At 57.5% G+C, this 14,504-nt stretch carries 18 protein-coding genes and 2 pseudogenes; 11 read left to right on the top strand and 9 right to left on the bottom strand.

The annotated features are described in order from the left end of the window. Positions 1–311: 311 nt before the first annotated feature. Together AC0Z5Z_RS22200 and AC0Z5Z_RS22195 are read right to left on the bottom strand one after the other, a co-directional pair. On the bottom strand, positions 312–1,220 hold the full coding sequence (locus AC0Z5Z_RS22200) for a hypothetical protein (protein WP_485611647.1): 909 nt from the start codon (positions 1,218–1,220) through the stop codon (positions 312–314). A 353-nt stretch (positions 1,221–1,573) separates the two neighbouring features. After that, the gene (locus AC0Z5Z_RS22195) at positions 1,574–2,176 is read right to left on the bottom strand and encodes a terminase small subunit (protein WP_485611646.1); all 603 of its coding nucleotides are present in this window, start codon (positions 2,174–2,176) and stop codon (positions 1,574–1,576) included. A gap of 220 nt (positions 2,177–2,396) precedes the next feature. Between AC0Z5Z_RS22195 and AC0Z5Z_RS22190 the strand changes: the two genes are divergently transcribed. After that, entirely contained in the window at positions 2,397–2,597 is a 201-nt protein-coding gene (locus AC0Z5Z_RS22190; protein WP_145598464.1) for a KTSC domain-containing protein, read from the top strand. Between the two features lie 138 nt (positions 2,598–2,735). Here AC0Z5Z_RS22190 and AC0Z5Z_RS22185 read toward each other — a convergent pair. From AC0Z5Z_RS22185 to AC0Z5Z_RS22160, 6 genes and pseudogenes are all read right to left on the bottom strand, one after another. Then, positions 2,736–3,068: pseudogene (locus AC0Z5Z_RS22185) on the bottom strand (phage holin family protein). A gap of 540 nt (positions 3,069–3,608) precedes the next feature. Further along, a complete protein-coding gene (locus AC0Z5Z_RS22180) occupies positions 3,609–3,968 on the bottom strand; it encodes a PA0613 family protein (RefSeq protein ID WP_485611645.1) in 360 nt (119 codons plus the stop codon). Continuing rightward, positions 3,961–6,180, bottom strand: coding sequence for a VapE domain-containing protein (locus AC0Z5Z_RS22175; protein ID WP_485611644.1), 2,220 nt, complete (start codon positions 6,178–6,180; stop codon positions 3,961–3,963). Before AC0Z5Z_RS22175 ends, AC0Z5Z_RS22180 begins: the two co-directional genes overlap by 8 nt. Continuing rightward, positions 6,170–6,394 carry a TraR/DksA family transcriptional regulator gene (locus AC0Z5Z_RS22170; RefSeq protein WP_008080171.1) on the bottom strand — a complete coding sequence of 75 codons (225 nt, stop codon included), beginning with the start codon at positions 6,392–6,394 and terminating at the stop codon, positions 6,170–6,172. Before AC0Z5Z_RS22170 ends, AC0Z5Z_RS22175 begins: the two co-directional genes overlap by 11 nt. After that, positions 6,387–6,905 (bottom strand): phage regulatory CII family protein, encoded by a 519-nt coding sequence (locus tag AC0Z5Z_RS22165; protein ID WP_108224732.1) that lies wholly within the window; start codon positions 6,903–6,905, stop codon positions 6,387–6,389. The genes AC0Z5Z_RS22170 and AC0Z5Z_RS22165 overlap by 8 nt, the downstream gene beginning before the upstream one ends. 319 nt (positions 6,906–7,224) lie before the next feature. Continuing rightward, positions 7,225–7,449 carry a helix-turn-helix transcriptional regulator gene (locus AC0Z5Z_RS22160; protein ID WP_485611643.1) on the bottom strand — a complete coding sequence of 75 codons (225 nt, stop codon included), beginning with the start codon at positions 7,447–7,449 and terminating at the stop codon, positions 7,225–7,227. 100 nt (positions 7,450–7,549) lie between these two features. Between AC0Z5Z_RS22160 and AC0Z5Z_RS22155 the strand changes: the two genes are divergently transcribed. The 10 genes and pseudogenes from AC0Z5Z_RS22155 to AC0Z5Z_RS22110 all read left to right on the top strand — a co-directional run bounded on the left by AC0Z5Z_RS22155 (position 7,550) and on the right by AC0Z5Z_RS22110 (position 13,121). Then, entirely contained in the window at positions 7,550–8,299 is a 750-nt protein-coding gene (locus AC0Z5Z_RS22155) for an XRE family transcriptional regulator (protein WP_485611642.1), read from the top strand. Between the two features lie 77 nt (positions 8,300–8,376). Further along, positions 8,377–8,556, top strand: a complete 180-nt coding sequence (locus tag AC0Z5Z_RS22150; RefSeq protein WP_485611641.1) for a hypothetical protein — start codon at positions 8,377–8,379, stop codon at positions 8,554–8,556. Beyond that, entirely contained in the window at positions 8,553–9,143 is a 591-nt protein-coding gene (locus AC0Z5Z_RS22145; RefSeq protein ID WP_485611640.1) for a hypothetical protein, read from the top strand. Before AC0Z5Z_RS22150 ends, AC0Z5Z_RS22145 begins: the two co-directional genes overlap by 4 nt. 10 nt (positions 9,144–9,153) lie before the next feature. After that, positions 9,154–9,433: pseudogene (locus tag AC0Z5Z_RS22140) on the top strand (phage antirepressor KilAC domain-containing protein). A gap of 158 nt (positions 9,434–9,591) precedes the next feature. Then, a complete protein-coding gene (locus tag AC0Z5Z_RS22135) occupies positions 9,592–9,972 on the top strand; it encodes a pyocin activator PrtN family protein (RefSeq protein ID WP_485611639.1) in 381 nt (126 codons plus the stop codon). Beyond that, positions 9,969–10,391: a hypothetical protein gene (locus AC0Z5Z_RS22130; protein ID WP_485611638.1), complete on the top strand. Its 423-nt coding sequence runs from the start codon at positions 9,969–9,971 to the stop codon at positions 10,389–10,391. The genes AC0Z5Z_RS22135 and AC0Z5Z_RS22130 overlap by 4 nt, the downstream gene beginning before the upstream one ends. Then, positions 10,388–11,029 (top strand): hypothetical protein, encoded by a 642-nt coding sequence (locus AC0Z5Z_RS22125; RefSeq protein WP_485611637.1) that lies wholly within the window; start codon positions 10,388–10,390, stop codon positions 11,027–11,029. Before AC0Z5Z_RS22130 ends, AC0Z5Z_RS22125 begins: the two co-directional genes overlap by 4 nt. Then, a complete protein-coding gene (locus tag AC0Z5Z_RS22120) occupies positions 10,930–12,078 on the top strand; it encodes a tyrosine-type recombinase/integrase (protein ID WP_485611667.1) in 1,149 nt (382 codons plus the stop codon). The genes AC0Z5Z_RS22125 and AC0Z5Z_RS22120 overlap by 100 nt, the downstream gene beginning before the upstream one ends. Positions 12,079–12,100: 22 nt before the next feature. Beyond that, entirely contained in the window at positions 12,101–12,646 is a 546-nt protein-coding gene (gene folE, locus AC0Z5Z_RS22115; RefSeq protein WP_205970537.1) for a GTP cyclohydrolase I FolE, read from the top strand. A 103-nt stretch (positions 12,647–12,749) separates the two neighbouring features. After that, complete coding sequence (locus AC0Z5Z_RS22110) at positions 12,750–13,121, top strand: glutathione S-transferase N-terminal domain-containing protein (RefSeq protein ID WP_076566801.1); 372 nt, start codon at positions 12,750–12,752, stop codon at positions 13,119–13,121. Between the two features lie 167 nt (positions 13,122–13,288). Here the strand turns inward: AC0Z5Z_RS22110 and AC0Z5Z_RS22105 are convergent, their stop codons facing one another. Beyond that, the gene (locus AC0Z5Z_RS22105; protein WP_485611636.1) at positions 13,289–14,455 is read right to left on the bottom strand and encodes an aminotransferase-like domain-containing protein; all 1,167 of its coding nucleotides are present in this window, start codon (positions 14,453–14,455) and stop codon (positions 13,289–13,291) included. Positions 14,456–14,504 lie beyond the last annotated feature (49 nt).

The following is a 14,504-nucleotide window of genomic DNA, read 5'->3' as shown; positions in this document are numbered from 1 at the left end:
GCGCCACTCTGCTACTAGAAGTGAATGTTCTTGGCTTCAACTTGTAACAACTGGAGCAACGCGCCCCCCAGAAAAGTCTTACTAAGCTTGCTCATGAGCACATTGGTTCAGTGCATCCTGGAAAACCGAAGGTGACCTCAATCGTTCTGGCAAGGTATAAATCAATGCACAGGCTCTTTCCAGAAAATAGCGTGTGAAGACTGCTTCGGATATTCCTCCCTATTAGAAAGACTATGTTTGGTTGATCCACCATCGAATTCGCCCCAAACCGCGTCGTACTGGACGTATAGCGCCCTTGGCACATTGCAGACTCAGTCGGGTAGGACTATTTCCACAAGAATCCCTTCCCCGCCGCCGCCAGTGAACTCTAGGGTACGCATATTTGGCGCATTCAACAGGATGCGTATCAAGACGTTCGCCGGTTTGATCACCTGCTGGTGAATAACAGCTCCTGACGAATCTAGTGCTGTAACAGTGATAGCCCCTGCAAAGCCTCCGGCATTCAGTAGCAATCCATTAACTGGTCGACACAACACAACCCGCAATCCGGACGCGTCGAACTGCAGGCCGCGATCATTGGCGGTGTTGTTCACCATTAGTCGCCCATTACCACTGATGGATTCGAATCCGACCCCAGCGATCGCGAAGTCGGCAGGCATCACGTAGTTATCAGGATAGGTCCGGAAATCCAACAGCATCAGCCCACCCGCCCTTGTTGGTGGCGCTGCTGTGGCGGTTGATGCATGACCCAGTGGCCGCAGCGCGCGGACCAGAGCCCTCGTTTTAGTCGGATTTGCCGGCGCTTTTAAAGAAAAATGGATATGGTCACTATGTGCATTTAGTGTGGCATCATCAAAATTGTGCTTTACGCCAATGTCGAAGTTCCACTTATTGCGGTCATAACTGGAATCCGCCTTGCTAGCGTCAAAGATGATCTCGTCGATCTTCCATCGTGTAACTTCCGCGACGGACGCCACCTTCGGCAGGATCGTTCTTGCGATCTCCTCATTGCCGATATCGAAAGCCCGCCCAGAGCCGTGATGCCCTTCCTCCCTAATGATAGAGCTGAGACGAAGCTTTTCGAGGGTAGAGAGATGGTGAACTAAAGCTTGCAACTCCTCAGTTACATCTTCACCTAGAAGTTGATCCTTCAATTCTGCCTTATCGAAGATGATGCGGTTCTTGCTGATCTGGCCCTTCAGGTCGTCAACGATGCTCATCGCATCTCCTTCGCAACTTTGCGCTTTACGGGAGCGACATATTTCACGTCGCTTCTATCAAGTTACCGTTCGGCATAGGCAAGTTTATTCTTAGCAGCTAAACACACTACAACTTATATTCTTTCGCTATACCATTATCTCGAAAACTAGCCGAGAGCGCCGCCGCTGTCGAAATTTTCGTACTGCATTTAGATGTGGCAATCACGTTGCGCACGTCTGTAGGAGCCGCACGTTGCCAATGGCTTAATAGTCATATCCAGAAATTAGCATCGCGTTGCGGTTACCACTCTTAACCGAAAGGAGGCCACCCCGATCGATGCTGTCAGCCAATGACCATTGATGAATTTCAACGGTTAGTACTGATCCAGCGCAAATCCGAAGTCGTCGCTAGATACTTGAGCTGCCTCGTTAAGTCGTTGGCGCAGCGCAGCAGTCAGCTGTCGCTCTACTTCCCATGCGTCCGATAGCGCAGCGAGCTGAGGCGCCAACTGCGGCGACATGCTCATAAGCGATTGATTGAGTGAACGCGCCGTCTCATACGCGGCCTTCTGCACAAAGCTGATCTCCACCAACTCCCCCTGCGCCTTGCGAAACTCCATCTCTGCCATGCGCGCCAGATAATGCTCTCGATGCGCTCGTGCTTTCTGAAAGTCCGGAGTCTGCCCTTGCGCAGGATCAGCGGGCGGCGGCGCAGCCATGTTTGTCGGCTCGGATTGAGCTGCGACATGTCTGTACACGTCACGCTGAAGCCGATCCTGTTGGTGGCGAGCAGCGACGGCAGCCTTGCTCGGGTCGGAGGTCTCGCGGATCAACGCCTCAGTGGCCAACACGTCCACCTGCTTGCCGTTGGGCGACAGGACCAGTCGGCCATTCTCTTTCAGCCAGGTGATGTAGCTCGGTGATCGGCCGATGTGCGCAGCGAAGGCGCTCTTTGACAGGTAGGTAGCTGTGCTCATAAGCCCTCCTTTTCAGCGGCTTTTCAATGAATCTTTTCAAGATTTCAGTGGTTTGAAATTTCAGTAAGCTGGCAGACCTCCCACTAACACGATCCCGCGGGTTTCCGACCCCGTGTCCTTCGAAAGTCCTCAGGGTCCCCGGCGACTTTTCGGTGGCCTGGCTGCAGATCCGCCTCGCTCGACTAGCATCAGTGGACGATCCGTCAGAGGGAGAGATGTCATGGACATGATTGCCGTGCGTTCCAGCGCAATGACCGCCGTTGGCTACGACCCAGCAACGAGACGAATGAGGATCCGCTTTGAACAGGGTCACTCTTACGATTTCTGCGGCGTCCCATCGGCCATACACAACGGCTTGATGGCCGCGGTGTCCAAAGGCGCCTACTACAACCAGCACATCCGTGATCGTTATCAGTGCTGAGACCCGTCTTCCAATTGGAAAGACGGACATCCCTGCAAGGGTTTCAGCTAGAGAGATTCCGCGAGTTCGATAACCCGTGTAGGGGGCGGCCCTCAGGGAGGACCCGTAAAAATCGGCGCCCTACCCGGCCTGCCCGGCTCATGCCTTCGGCTCGGCCTTGCTCAGGTCCAGCCGCTTGGCCACCCAGCGCTCGTACAAGCCGATGGCGACATCGGCGCTGGCCATCGCGGTCAGGCAACCCAGGGCGCCCGCTGTCCAGATCGACAGGCCCGCACCGAACAGCAACATCATCGCCGACACGCCGCACACGATGCAGGCACCGGAGCGAAGTGCTAGCCGGCGCAGTAACGCCCAACCTCATGCTCCGTCCTTGTCAGCGCGCCACATCTCGCCGGACACACCGCCCACCAATGACAGGGCAATCACCAACCCGATCGGCATCTCTGCCAGTGCCTGTTGCTCGTTCGTCATGGCCCTGCCCCTTAAACAAAAAGACCCGGCGCCATGGCCGGGTCAGGTGGTGGGTGGCCTGCCGCGCTTTGCGGTCGCACCCATCGAAGATGGCCCCTTTTTACAGGTTGATTCTGGTGGCAGCAAGACCGGTTTAATGCCATCCGGTGAATGTGTAGCTTACGTCCGGTGAACGGCTGGCGAATGTCGGTGAATATCTCAACCCGGCTGGCTTTTGCTTCTGCTGTTTTAGCGCCGTCCCATGCGTCCCACCTCTCCAAAACAAGGTGGGACGTCTGAAAGACCCGCAGATTCGGGCTTTGCCCCACCGTCCTACTTTTATCTCTTCTTTCTCGTGTATAGAAAGAAATTTAAAAAAGCACGCGTGCGCGTAAACGCGCGTACCTATACCCGCTATGCACACACGGGCGGGAGGCATGAAAAAGATGGGACGGTGGGACAGCCCAACAACGACGCGGCCTGCGCCCGTCCCACCACTGCAAAAAGCAGTGGGACGGAGGCAGGCCGGTGGGACGGTGTGAGCCAGAGGGATGCCCACGATCAAGCCGCTTCCCCCAGGAGGAAGTGCTCGACCACGATGTGGGCGTCATGCAGGCGCTGGTAGTAAACGTTGCGTGTGCAGCCACTGCGCGTCAGACGTGCCGCCAAGGGCGCATCAGGCTGGAAGTAATGCACCTGCACCACCATCATCAGCTCGGGGTCGAGGCGTTTCTTGACGATGCGCTCAATGTCCAAAGACGCCTCGAGCGGCACCCGGCTCCCGCGTCTACCGCGCACCAGCTGGCCACCACTCTCCATCATCATCGCGACCATATTGCCGCCCGAGTAACCGGCAGCCACCTCGTCGCTGTGCAGCTCCTGCGCCCATTGTTTGAGGGCCATATCGATTGCCTTAATCATCGAAGCATGGCTCCTCGAACTCGTCCCGTTGCAGCGCAGACGCCCTGCCCCAGTGCTCGGGCTTCTTGTACGCCCATGGCCGCTGACCGCTCTTGTTCAACGCGCCCAGACGGAAGCGTCGCCAGCCGAGCCGGTGCAGGATTGCGCCGACGCGCATCTGCTCGGGCTTGCCCCAATGCCCTGGGTCGAGCTTGAGTGCTTGACTCATTACCTCGCTGCCGGTGGTGGTCTCGCCGATCTGCGACTCTTCGAGCCAGGTCAGGATAGGCGTCTCCCATTCGTCCACCACAAAACGTTCGTCCTGCTCCTCGCTGAACATCGGCGCTTCCTCTCGCGTGACCCACCAGAGGTCGCCGGCCTCGAAGCAGAAAACCGCTTCGGCCCACAGCTGGTCGCGGATCTCGCGCAGCAACGGCACGTCGACCTTGGTACAGGCGACCGGCCAATAGCGGCGGTTGCCGGTGGCGTCCTTGAGGTACTCGTCCTGGTTGGTGGTGCCGACGAAGACACACTGGCGTGGCACGTCCAGGGTTCTGCGGCCATAGCTTTCGCGGTAGGTGTCGGTCGACGCCGAGAAGAACTGCTTGGCCTTGGTGCTCTCGGCCTTATTGAAGCTGTCCAGCTCGCCGAGCTCGACAATCCACTTACCGCGAATCGCCTGAAAGCCATCCTTGTCGCCAAGGGCAAACGGCGTGTCCATGAACCACTCACCGCCGAGCACGCTCATGGCGGTGGACTTACCGGCGCCTTGCACACCTTCGAGGATCATTACCGAGTCCGCCTTGCAGCCGGGTTTCATCACCCGTGCCACGGCCGAGATCAGCCAGCGTTTGCCGACCTTGGAGGTGTAGTCGGTTTCCTTCACCCCCATGACATCCGTCAACCAACGCTCTAGGCGCGGCACACGATCCCATTCGAGTTTTTTCAGGTACTCACGCACCGGGTGAAAGGCGTGGTCGTGTGCGACCACACTCACCGCCTCGATCACGTGCGAGGACTTCACGCGCAGGTTGTACTGCTGCGCGAGCCACTTCATCACGCGCACGTCGTCGATGTCGGCCCACTCGCCGGTGCCACCGCCATAAGGCGCAGCACGCAGCTTGACGATCTTCGAGCTGAAGGCGCAGTAGCTGATCACCCCGGCCCAGCGTTCGTCGTGAGCGAGGATCAATTCGACGTTCTGCATGTGCGCGATCAGGGCGCCGCTCTCGCTGCGGGCGAGTTGATCTTTCCAGCCACCGGCAGCGGGTGGACGGACCACGGCCAGCACCTGACGACGCACGGCCTCCAAACCTTCGGCGACGTGCAGGTCGTTGAAGTCGGTCCACTTGTCGTGACGTTCAATCGAGAAGATCGGCGCAACGACCTGGGCACCGACTATCAGCGCGGCGTTGCTAGCCTTCTCTTCACCCGGGTTCCACGCATCGCCGTTGAGCTTGGTGGTCTTCCAGTCATCATCGCGACAGATGATCAGCGGGCAACCGGCGAAGCGCTCGCGCATGACCTTGCACACGGCCAACAGGTTGCCCGCATCGAAGGCTACGGCCACAGCGAGCGAGGTCGCCATGTGCAGGCTGGCGCCGGTGGCGTAACCCTCACAAACCAGCACCGGTTCGCCCGGTACCGGGTGCGGACCAAGCAGGTGGAAGGTGCCCTCCTTCGCCATGCCGTAAGGCCAGTAGGATTTGTCGCGGCCGGTGTCTTCCTGCTTGTTCGGGAAGATCACCTGCAGGCCCATGATCTGATCACGAGCATTGTTCATCGGGACCAGTACCGCACCGGTGCGCGGCGCGTAACGCACCTTGATACCGACGATCTGCTTGCGGTCTAGGTATTCGCTGCGCCCGGTGGTCGGCATGCGCTCAAACAAACCCTGCGCCCTTTTCGCGGCCCGCCGCGCAGCGTTACTCGCGATTTCGGCGGCGCGGCGCTTGGCTTCTTCCTGGCGAGCGCGCATCACTTCGCGCTCTTCCGGCGACATGCGACCGGCCTTGACCTTGACCTTCTGCGTCTCACCCGAACGCCAATCACCGAAGGCGCCGAAGATCAGCGTGTCGCCCTTCTCCGAGCGCTGCTCGTGAACCACGTACCAGCCGTTCTTTTCCTTGCCCTTGTCCTGCGATGTCTTGCAGCGGGTCAGCTTGCCGAACACCAGCGGTTGCGCTGGCTCCAGACCGTAATCGGCGAATTGGCCCAATACCTCATCGAGCATGCTGAATCCCCCGCTCAGAGAGGGACTGGCAGCTGATGCACTGAGAGCAACCCGGCTGAGCCAAACGACGAGCTTCCGGAATCGGATCGTCACACGCTTCACAGAACAGCAAGGAATGGGCAGCACTCTCTGCTTTGGCAGCGCTGCGCGCCGCCATGGCCTGATCGATGCGTTCCTGCACCAGATCGTTGGCGAAATCGGCGATGTCAGCCACGGTCAGCACCTCGCGTCGTCTGGTTGACGTAGGTGGCGCGGTTGAACAACCCGAGCAGCCCTTGAATGCCCCGGAACACCTGCAGGCGAATCGCCGCGAGTTCCTGATCGGTGACGACACCGTCGCCGATGCTCTTGGCCCAGGTCTCGGCCAGATCAGCGACTTGGCGGAAGTATTCGGCGATACCCGTAGTGAGGGTCTCGGGCATGTCGTTGGTGTAGGTGTCGGCTAGCTCCTGCCAGATCGTGTCGCCGACCAGCGCATGCACCGCATCTAGAATGCGGCGATCCTTGGTCAGTTCGAGGATCTCGCCAAACTCCTGAATGTTGATGGAGTGACTCGGGTGGGTCGGCGACAGTTTGTGCTGCAGCGTGGTCGAGTTACGACCGGTCGTCGCCGCGATGGCGGCGGCACCGCCCGGGTAATCGCGAGCGGCGTGGTACAGCGCTAAATCGAGCGGCAGGATTTCCCGCTGCGCCCGTTCCAGAGAACTGAGAGCAATTCGGCTCATGGCATTAATCCTAAAAGTTGCCAGTGCCGCGCGACAGAAGTTGGTGATACATTTGCCGCGTGGTCTGGAGAGGCCCAAAGCCGGCTAGGTTCGTAAGACCAACACCGGCACCGTGCCGGGGCGAACAATCCGTTGTTCCCCCCTGGCGCAACAGCTGCCAGCTCTGTGGTAAGAACGGCAGCAACACCAAGGCTTCCGAGCCTTGGAAACGTGATGAAAGTCGGCGGCATGTGGTGTGCGCACCTACTGACATCGCGACCCGATAGCATTGTGGTGATGCTGTCGGGAGAAACTGGGCGACCCTTGGGTCGCCTTTTTTCTATGCGGCTTGAGACTCTTCCATTTCCGGAGGAAATACGTCATCAAGACTGCACGGCGCTCCTAACTTATTGAGCGCTCTGACTATGGCTCTGCACTCCGTAAGCCCTGCGATTCGACGTCCTGCTTCGTAATTGCTTATACGTGCCTGAGTCCATTCAAGAGCTACAACGAGTTCCTTTTGCTTGATCCCAGCCTTCTCTCGATGTTCAGCGATCAGATTCATGATGCCCTCCAATTAGCCGGAGCCATCTTAATCACGAATTGTAGATATTTCAACACGCAAAGTGATGATAAATAATTTCATAGCGTGGTAAAAAAAGCACATGAACACACTCGGCGAGCGTATTAAGCAATACCGCAAAGCCAAGGGCATGAGCCAACAAGCCCTTGCCTTCGCTTGCGGTTGGGAATCCCAGTCACGTATAGGTAATTACGAGAACGGGGCTCGCCAGCCCAATCTCCACGACTTGCAAAAGATAGCGACAGCACTGGGAGTATCTTTTCCAGACTTGGTAGCAGGAAAAAATCGTTCCGACGTTGAGTCGTACTCAGACGCCATTCAAGGTCGGATTCGGTCTGAAGACCGTCTTGTGAGGGACTACGGAAGATCAAAAGACAAAGACCAACCTGTTAGCAGCCTTGTAGGCTGGGCTAAGGATGGAAAGGTGCCTGTGCTTTCAAACGCGCAGCTTGGGAATGAGGGCTACTTCGACACGGTAGAACCGCCACTAGGGCAAGGTGAAGGCTACCTAAACATACATAGCGATGACCCAGATGCCTATGGCATAAGAGTCATGGGCGATAGCCTGATGCCCCGCATAAAAAATGGCGAGTTCGTTCTTATAGAGCCGAACAAACGCTTCAGTAGCGGTGACGAGGTCATAGTTCGAACGTCCTCCGGCAAAGCGATGATCAAAGAATTTATTTATCTCCGAGACGGAATGTACCGGTTGGATAGCGTCAATACCGATCACGATACTCTTCACATTGCAGAACAAGAGGTGGAGGAAATACATCTCGTAGGCGGAATATTGAAGTCATCACGCTTTCTACACAGTGCTGCGCTATTTTAATCACATTATGTGTTGACACATACAAGCACAGTACGTGATATTTGCCTCACTCTTTACCACAGAGCGAGGCAATACCTATGCGCACCACCGCAACCTTGCATGTCCATCCGGCATGCGTCAGCAATCGCAAACTGATCGAACAGCTGCAGCTCATCACGGGCTGTCTGGTCATCATTCATAACAGCAAACCCAAGCTTGTCGCCAAGTCCTGCCAGCCCTCTCCTAGCGATCCAAACGGTGGAGGGCACGCGGCATGATCAAGTACAAGATCGACAACCGCACCCTGCAGTTGCTCAACGCCCAGGTCAACCTGACCGAGACCTTCAACCATATTCTGCGCACAGCACCGAAGCGTGAATGCCTGGCATTCCGCCTGAAGGCTGAACGCGGCACCGTGGAAAGCACTTTTGTCGTCGAACTGGGCAGCGAACGCCACACTCTGACCCTGCCAAACGCCAAGAAGATGCACCTCAAGCTGGCCGACTTCATTGAAGAGATCGCCAACGGTCCGTTCGACACGAGCAACTCCAGCGATCTGGTGCATCTCCCGCATGCCGATCGTCAATACGGCCGTTTTGATGTCCAGGACAAGCAGCGCGTGTTCGAACTGGTGCACACCGGCGGCGTGCTGAGCCTCGACATGGGTTTTGAACTTCCCCTGCATGTGGCGCTGCATCGCACTCATACACGCCGCGGCGTCACCGCCATCTTGAGCATCGGCAACAAGAGTCCGCATACGCGCTGCTTCACCCTGTACGACCCCGATGCCGAGATCTACGCAAGGCTCATTGAGTCCATCAACCACCTTGCTGCAGCGGCCACTCCTGCTGCGCACGCGGCATGAGGAGGACGATATGGAACGCACCCTCGCCCAAGCAGCCACACAACTCGGCCTCACTCGCCCCAAACTGATCGCTCTCATGCGGGAAAAAGGTTTGCTCAAGGGAAACCTGCCGGCGGACCCGAAGCGCGACAAAGCCTACCTGCGGGTCAAGGACAGCCCCTGGTATGACGAAAAATGCGGAATGCAGTACAGCCAGTCGACCCGCGTCATGCAAGCCGGCATTCACTGGCTGGCAGAGCAATTGGACATCGATCCCTGCCATCCCGGCAGATCGCCGTGACGTGGCCTAGGGAGTACGCCCGCCAGATCGTTGCCATGCGCACACGCGAGGAGCGCAACGCAGCGCTCCTCGAAGTGCCCGAACATCTGCGCGAGCTGACCAGACGACACTGCCTTAACGCCTGGAACCACCCGGCACGACAACAACGCAAGGAGGCTCGACAAGGCCATGAGTAACGCTGCACAGAATCCGCTTCGCCTGCATCCGGCGCCCGAATCAGCCACCGTTGAACTGCTCTACCGAATCTTCGGTGACGTTCTGATCCCGCTGGAAAAAGTCCGCGAGCAGTACTTTCGCAACCTCAACGAGCAGTCGTTCGTGACGGAGATCAACAGCGGGCGGATCCAGCTTCCGATCACTACGCTGGACACCAGCCGCAAGGCCCTGAAGTACGCGCACATCCGTCACGTCGCCTCGCTGATCGACATCCGCGCCTACAAGGCTGATGAAGACATGCAGCGACAGCAGGACGGCCAACGCCATGCCGCCCCCACACCACTGACGGCTGTCACCACCAGCCAACGACAATCCCCGGAGCACACCACATGATTACCCCAATACAAATCGGTGCACTCATCACCCTGATCGCTTTCGCCGGACTACTTATTTGGGCTGGTTACAAGATGGGCCACTGCGACGGCAAATTTGCAGGCCTGAAAGAAAGGGACGAAATTCAGCGCGCCGAAAGCGCCAAGCCCATTCATGAACTACGAGCAAAGCTCGATTTCACCCAGGCAGACCATCAGCGCCTGGTACAGCGATGCAATCAAAAGGATCAGGATCCGCGCCTCGGCGAATTAGAGCGTCAAAAACTGCTGGATATCGCCGAGAAGCTCAGGATCGCAGCCGAGACATTCGCCGCACTCCGTACCGGAAAAAAACTGGAACGCGAAACCAGAGACTTGCGCGAACGAGCTCTCGCCATGGCCTGCCGTCTGCACGCAGCAAGTGAAGGAGAAGCAGCATGAACGGCACGCTTTCGTACTTTGGACCGACTCACTATCGGATCTCACAGCAAAGCGGCGAGCAGACTCGAATAAGAGCGCAATTATCGACCGCTTTGTTCTGCGACAACACTCGTGTCGACACTCCAAAAACAGGCTCTGCTGCGCAGCAGCAGGCATTGCTGCTTCTCCTCAAGCCGCTGCCGAACCACTTCCCCCCCCACCAACACAAGCCGCGCCGCGCAGCGACTCCTCTTGCAGCGCTTACCGCTCATGGACGCCCGCCCGCGCAGCTTGCTGAGGGGGATACGAACCTTGAGGAAGCTGCCGATTCATCACTACCCACCTATCACTTGGACAAGATTCCCGAAGACAAGATGGCCGAATTGGTCGGCACCACCCGCCGAGCGCTGCAAGGCAAGCGCGCTAGGGGCGTCATTCCCAAAGGTGTCTGGAACACCATCGATAGCCGCATTTACTATAGCCTGAGGAGATACGAAGCATGGCTCGAGAGCCAATGGGATTGCCCACCGGAGTTGAATTTGCTGGACAGTCCGTCCGCATTCGCTTCACATGGAACGGGCAACGCCGTTGCGAAACCCTCCCCTATCCCCAAACGCCGAAGGGGATTAAGGCTGCCGCCGACCTACGCGCTAACGTAACCAGCCTGATCAAGCATGGCGTGCTGGATGATCAGCGATACGCTGAACTGTTCCCCAACTCCACCTATGCCAACTACTCGGCGACTCCCCGTTTCGGGGAGTACGCCCAAGAGTGGCTCAACAGTCGCGAGATCGTGGCCGGGACACGCAAGAACTACCTCGGCTCGCTCAATCTGTACTGGATGCCGTATCTGGCAATGCTGCCCATCGACAGCATCACATCGGTGATGCTGCGCAAGGTTGTGGCCAATACCGAATGGCCTACGCCGGGTGTGAAGCGCGCGGCGATCCAGCGCTTGACCACAGTGTTCGGTACCGCGGTAAAAGATGGCCTGATCAACCGTAACCCGGTGGAGTCTATCGAGCTACCGGTAAAAGCCAAAAAGCCCATCGATCCGTTCACGGTTGGCGAGGCCAACCAGATCATTGATCACCTATATAAGACGCTGACCCATTCGATGCGGATCTACGCGGCGTACTTTGAGTTCGCCTTCTACACCGGCATGCGCCCCAGTGAGATCGCGGCGCTGCGCTGGGAAGAGGTCGACAAGGAAAAGCGGCTGGTCAACGTGTGTCGAATCGTCGCGGACTACAAGATCGAGGAGCGTACCAAAACCCGCAATGGGCGCCAGGTCATGCTCAACAGTCGCGCACTGCATGCTATCGAGCAAGCCGAGCTAGTGGCGCAACAACGTGCCTCGCAGAGCCGGCGCAAACGCACCGAATCAGCCTACGTATTCCCACCAACCAAGAACTTCGAGTTCATTCAACAATCGAGCGTGACCGACAAACACTTCCAGGCTGCACTGACCGAATTGGGGATTCGCGCCCGCCGGCAATACAACTGCCGACACACATACGCTACCATGTGCCTCATGGCGGGTATGAACCCTGCGTTTATTGCCACTCAGCTCGGTCATAGCGTTCAGATGTTGCTATCGACTTACGCCCGATGGATCAATTCCAGCACTGACTGGGGTGAACTCGGTAAGCTCGAAAACAGCTTGATTGGTACAAAATTGGTACAGACAGAAACAGTACCCCTCTGAAACCCTTATGGAATCAGCCCCTGTGACACTGGAACAGAACTACACCGCGATTCTCGGCCAATTGGGCGAGGACGTCTCCCGCGAGGGCCTGCTCGACACGCCAAAGCGTGCCGCCAAAGCCATGCAGTACCTCTGCCGCGGTTATGCACAGACGCTCGAAGAGGTCACCAATGGTGCCCTGTTCAGCTCCGACAACAGCGAGATGGTGCTGGTCAAGGACATCGAGCTGTATTCGTTGTGCGAACACCACTTGCTGCCGTTCATCGGCAAGGCGCATGTCGCCTATATCCCGAGCGGCAAAGTGCTGGGCCTGTCGAAGGTTGCGCGGATCGTCGATATGTACGCCCGTCGCCTGCAGATTCAGGAAAACCTCAGCCGCCAGATCGCCGATGCGGTGCAGCAAGTCACCGGCGCGCTGGGCGTGGCCGTGGTGATCGAAGCCAAGCACATGTGCATGATGATGCGCGGCGTCGAAAAGCAGAATTCGTCGATGATCACTTCGGTGATGCTCGGTGAATTCCGTGAAAACGCGGCAACCCGTAGCGAATTCCTCAGCCTCATCAAGTAATTCGCAACAGAAAAGAGCCGGCGTTGATCGCCGGTTTTTTTTCGCCCGTGAAAAATCGGGTAAGCTGCGCGCCTTTCTTCATTTGCACCGTGAGGCTTTCAACGTGTTCGTCAAAGCGCTTCGTGTCGGCCTCGGCCAACTGGTTATCTTCATCGATTTCATCACCCGCCCGGGCAAGACAAAACGCCCCGCTGCTGCTCAGGCACAAGTCGACGCTGCCGCGAAAGATCTGACCCTGTACCAATTTCACGCCTGCCCGTTCTGCGTGAAAACCCGCCGCGCCCTGCATCGCCTGAATGTGCCGGTGGCGCTGAAAGACGCGAAGAACAACGAGCAGGATCGCCAGACCCTGCTGGAACAGGGTGGCCGAATCAAAGTGCCTTGCCTGCGAATTGATGAGAATGGGCAGACAACCTGGATGTATGAATCCAAGGTGATTATTGATTATCTGGATAAGCGGTTTGCTGCAGTCTGACATTGATGTGCTGTGGCTGATGGCGCCATCGCTGGCAAGCCAGCTCCCACATTGATCTCAGGTTGTAGACAAGAATTGTGGGAGCTGGCTTGCCAGCGATGAGGCCCGTCAAATCATCACAAAACTCAGACAATGATAAACCGGCCCTCCAGCCGGTTTATTGCTTATCAGGCCGCCCTCTCCATCTGCGCCCGCCGCACCACCGCCGCCAATCTCTTCAACCCTTCATCCAGCCTCGCCGGATCGATGTGGCTGAAATTCAGGCGCAAATGCCCATGATGCTTGTCCGGCTCGGGAAAGAACGGCTCACCGGGCATGAACGCCACATCATTGGCCAACGCCTCATTGAGCAAAGTGCGCGTATCCAGCGGTTGCTTCAGCGTCAGCCAGAAGAACAGTCCGCCTTGCGGCATGTCCCAGTCAGCCAGATCGGCAAAATGGCTTTCCAGCCCCAATTGAAACGCATCTCGCCGCAGCCGATAGAAATCCCGCAACTCACTTAAATGCTGTTGATACTTTTCCGAGCCGATCCATTGCAGCGCCTGCCACTGACCGATGCGATTGGTGTGCAGATCCGCCGATTGCTTGAGCTTGAGCAGGTGCGGGAACAGATCCGCACTGGCGATCAAGTAGCCAACACGTAAACCCGGGAGCAAGGTTTTCGACACGGTGCCGGTGTAGATCCAGCTGGCTTTGTTCAGGCGCGCCGCAATCGATTTTGCGCTGCCACCATCGAAAGTCAGTTCGCGGTATGGCTCGTCTTCGATCAGGGTGACGCCAAATTCATCGAGCAATGCCGCAACCGCTGCGCGCTTGGCCTCGCTGTAGCGCACGGCGGATGGATTCTGGAACGTCGGGATCAGGTAGATAAACGCCGGGCGATGCTGTTCTAAACGATTACGCAATTGCGCGAGGTTGGGGCCGTCCGCTTCCTGCGGCACGGTCAGGCAGTCGGCGCCGAACAGCTGGAAAATTTGCAGCGCGGCCAGATAAGTCGGCGCCTCCAGCAAAATTTCCGTGCCCTTGTCGATATACAGTTTTGCCGCCAGATCCAGAGTTTGCTGGGAACCACTGACCACCAGCACCTGACTCGCATCGCACTCGAGGCCCAGCGCCCTCGCCTCTGCCGCCAAAGCTTCGCGCAAGGCCGGCTCGCCTTCGCTCATGCCGTACTGACCCAGCGATAACGGCATCTCGTCCCACTCCACCTTCGGCAACATCGCCTCAGCGGGCAAACCGCCGGCGAACGACATGACCTCCGGACGCTGGGCCGCCGCGAGGATTTCTCGGATCAAAGAACTTTTCAGGCGCGAGACACGTTCGGAAAAAGCCATAGAGATCACCGTAGCAAGGCATGCAGGAAATGAGTCAAACTTGTTGACT

It is taken from the genome of Pseudomonas sp. 1L-E-NC-VB-C3 (genome assembly GCF_057291535.1).
This window is presented reverse-complemented; position numbering and strand designations above follow the sequence as displayed.

Excerpts from the sequence above, each read along its gene's own strand:
- AC0Z5Z_RS22155 (WP_485611642.1), top strand. The coding sequence starts at position 7,550 with ATGAACACACTCGGCGAGCGTATTAAGCAATACCGCAAAGCCAAGGGC.
- AC0Z5Z_RS22135 (WP_485611639.1), top strand. The coding sequence starts at position 9,592 with ATGAGTAACGCTGCACAGAATCCGCTTCGCCTGCATCCGGCGCCCGAA.
- AC0Z5Z_RS22190 (WP_145598464.1), top strand. The coding sequence starts at position 2,397 with ATGGACATGATTGCCGTGCGTTCCAGCGCAATGACCGCCGTTGGCTAC.
- AC0Z5Z_RS22160 (WP_485611643.1), bottom strand. The coding sequence starts at position 7,449 with ATGAATCTGATCGCTGAACATCGAGAGAAGGCTGGGATCAAGCAAAAG.
- AC0Z5Z_RS22200 (WP_485611647.1), bottom strand. The coding sequence starts at position 1,220 with ATGAGCATCGTTGACGACCTGAAGGGCCAGATCAGCAAGAACCGCATC.
- AC0Z5Z_RS22175 (WP_485611644.1), bottom strand. The coding sequence starts at position 6,180 with ATGCTCGATGAGGTATTGGGCCAATTCGCCGATTACGGTCTGGAGCCA.
- AC0Z5Z_RS22195 (WP_485611646.1), bottom strand. The coding sequence starts at position 2,176 with ATGAGCACAGCTACCTACCTGTCAAAGAGCGCCTTCGCTGCGCACATC.
- AC0Z5Z_RS22150 (WP_485611641.1), top strand. The coding sequence starts at position 8,377 with ATGCGCACCACCGCAACCTTGCATGTCCATCCGGCATGCGTCAGCAAT.
- AC0Z5Z_RS22145 (WP_485611640.1), top strand. The coding sequence starts at position 8,553 with ATGATCAAGTACAAGATCGACAACCGCACCCTGCAGTTGCTCAACGCC.
- AC0Z5Z_RS22105 (WP_485611636.1), bottom strand. The coding sequence starts at position 14,455 with ATGGCTTTTTCCGAACGTGTCTCGCGCCTGAAAAGTTCTTTGATCCGA.
- AC0Z5Z_RS22125 (WP_485611637.1), top strand. The coding sequence starts at position 10,388 with ATGAACGGCACGCTTTCGTACTTTGGACCGACTCACTATCGGATCTCA.
- AC0Z5Z_RS22130 (WP_485611638.1), top strand. The coding sequence starts at position 9,969 with ATGATTACCCCAATACAAATCGGTGCACTCATCACCCTGATCGCTTTC.
- AC0Z5Z_RS22180 (WP_485611645.1), bottom strand. The coding sequence starts at position 3,968 with ATGATTAAGGCAATCGATATGGCCCTCAAACAATGGGCGCAGGAGCTG.
- AC0Z5Z_RS22165 (WP_108224732.1), bottom strand. The coding sequence starts at position 6,905 with ATGAGCCGAATTGCTCTCAGTTCTCTGGAACGGGCGCAGCGGGAAATC.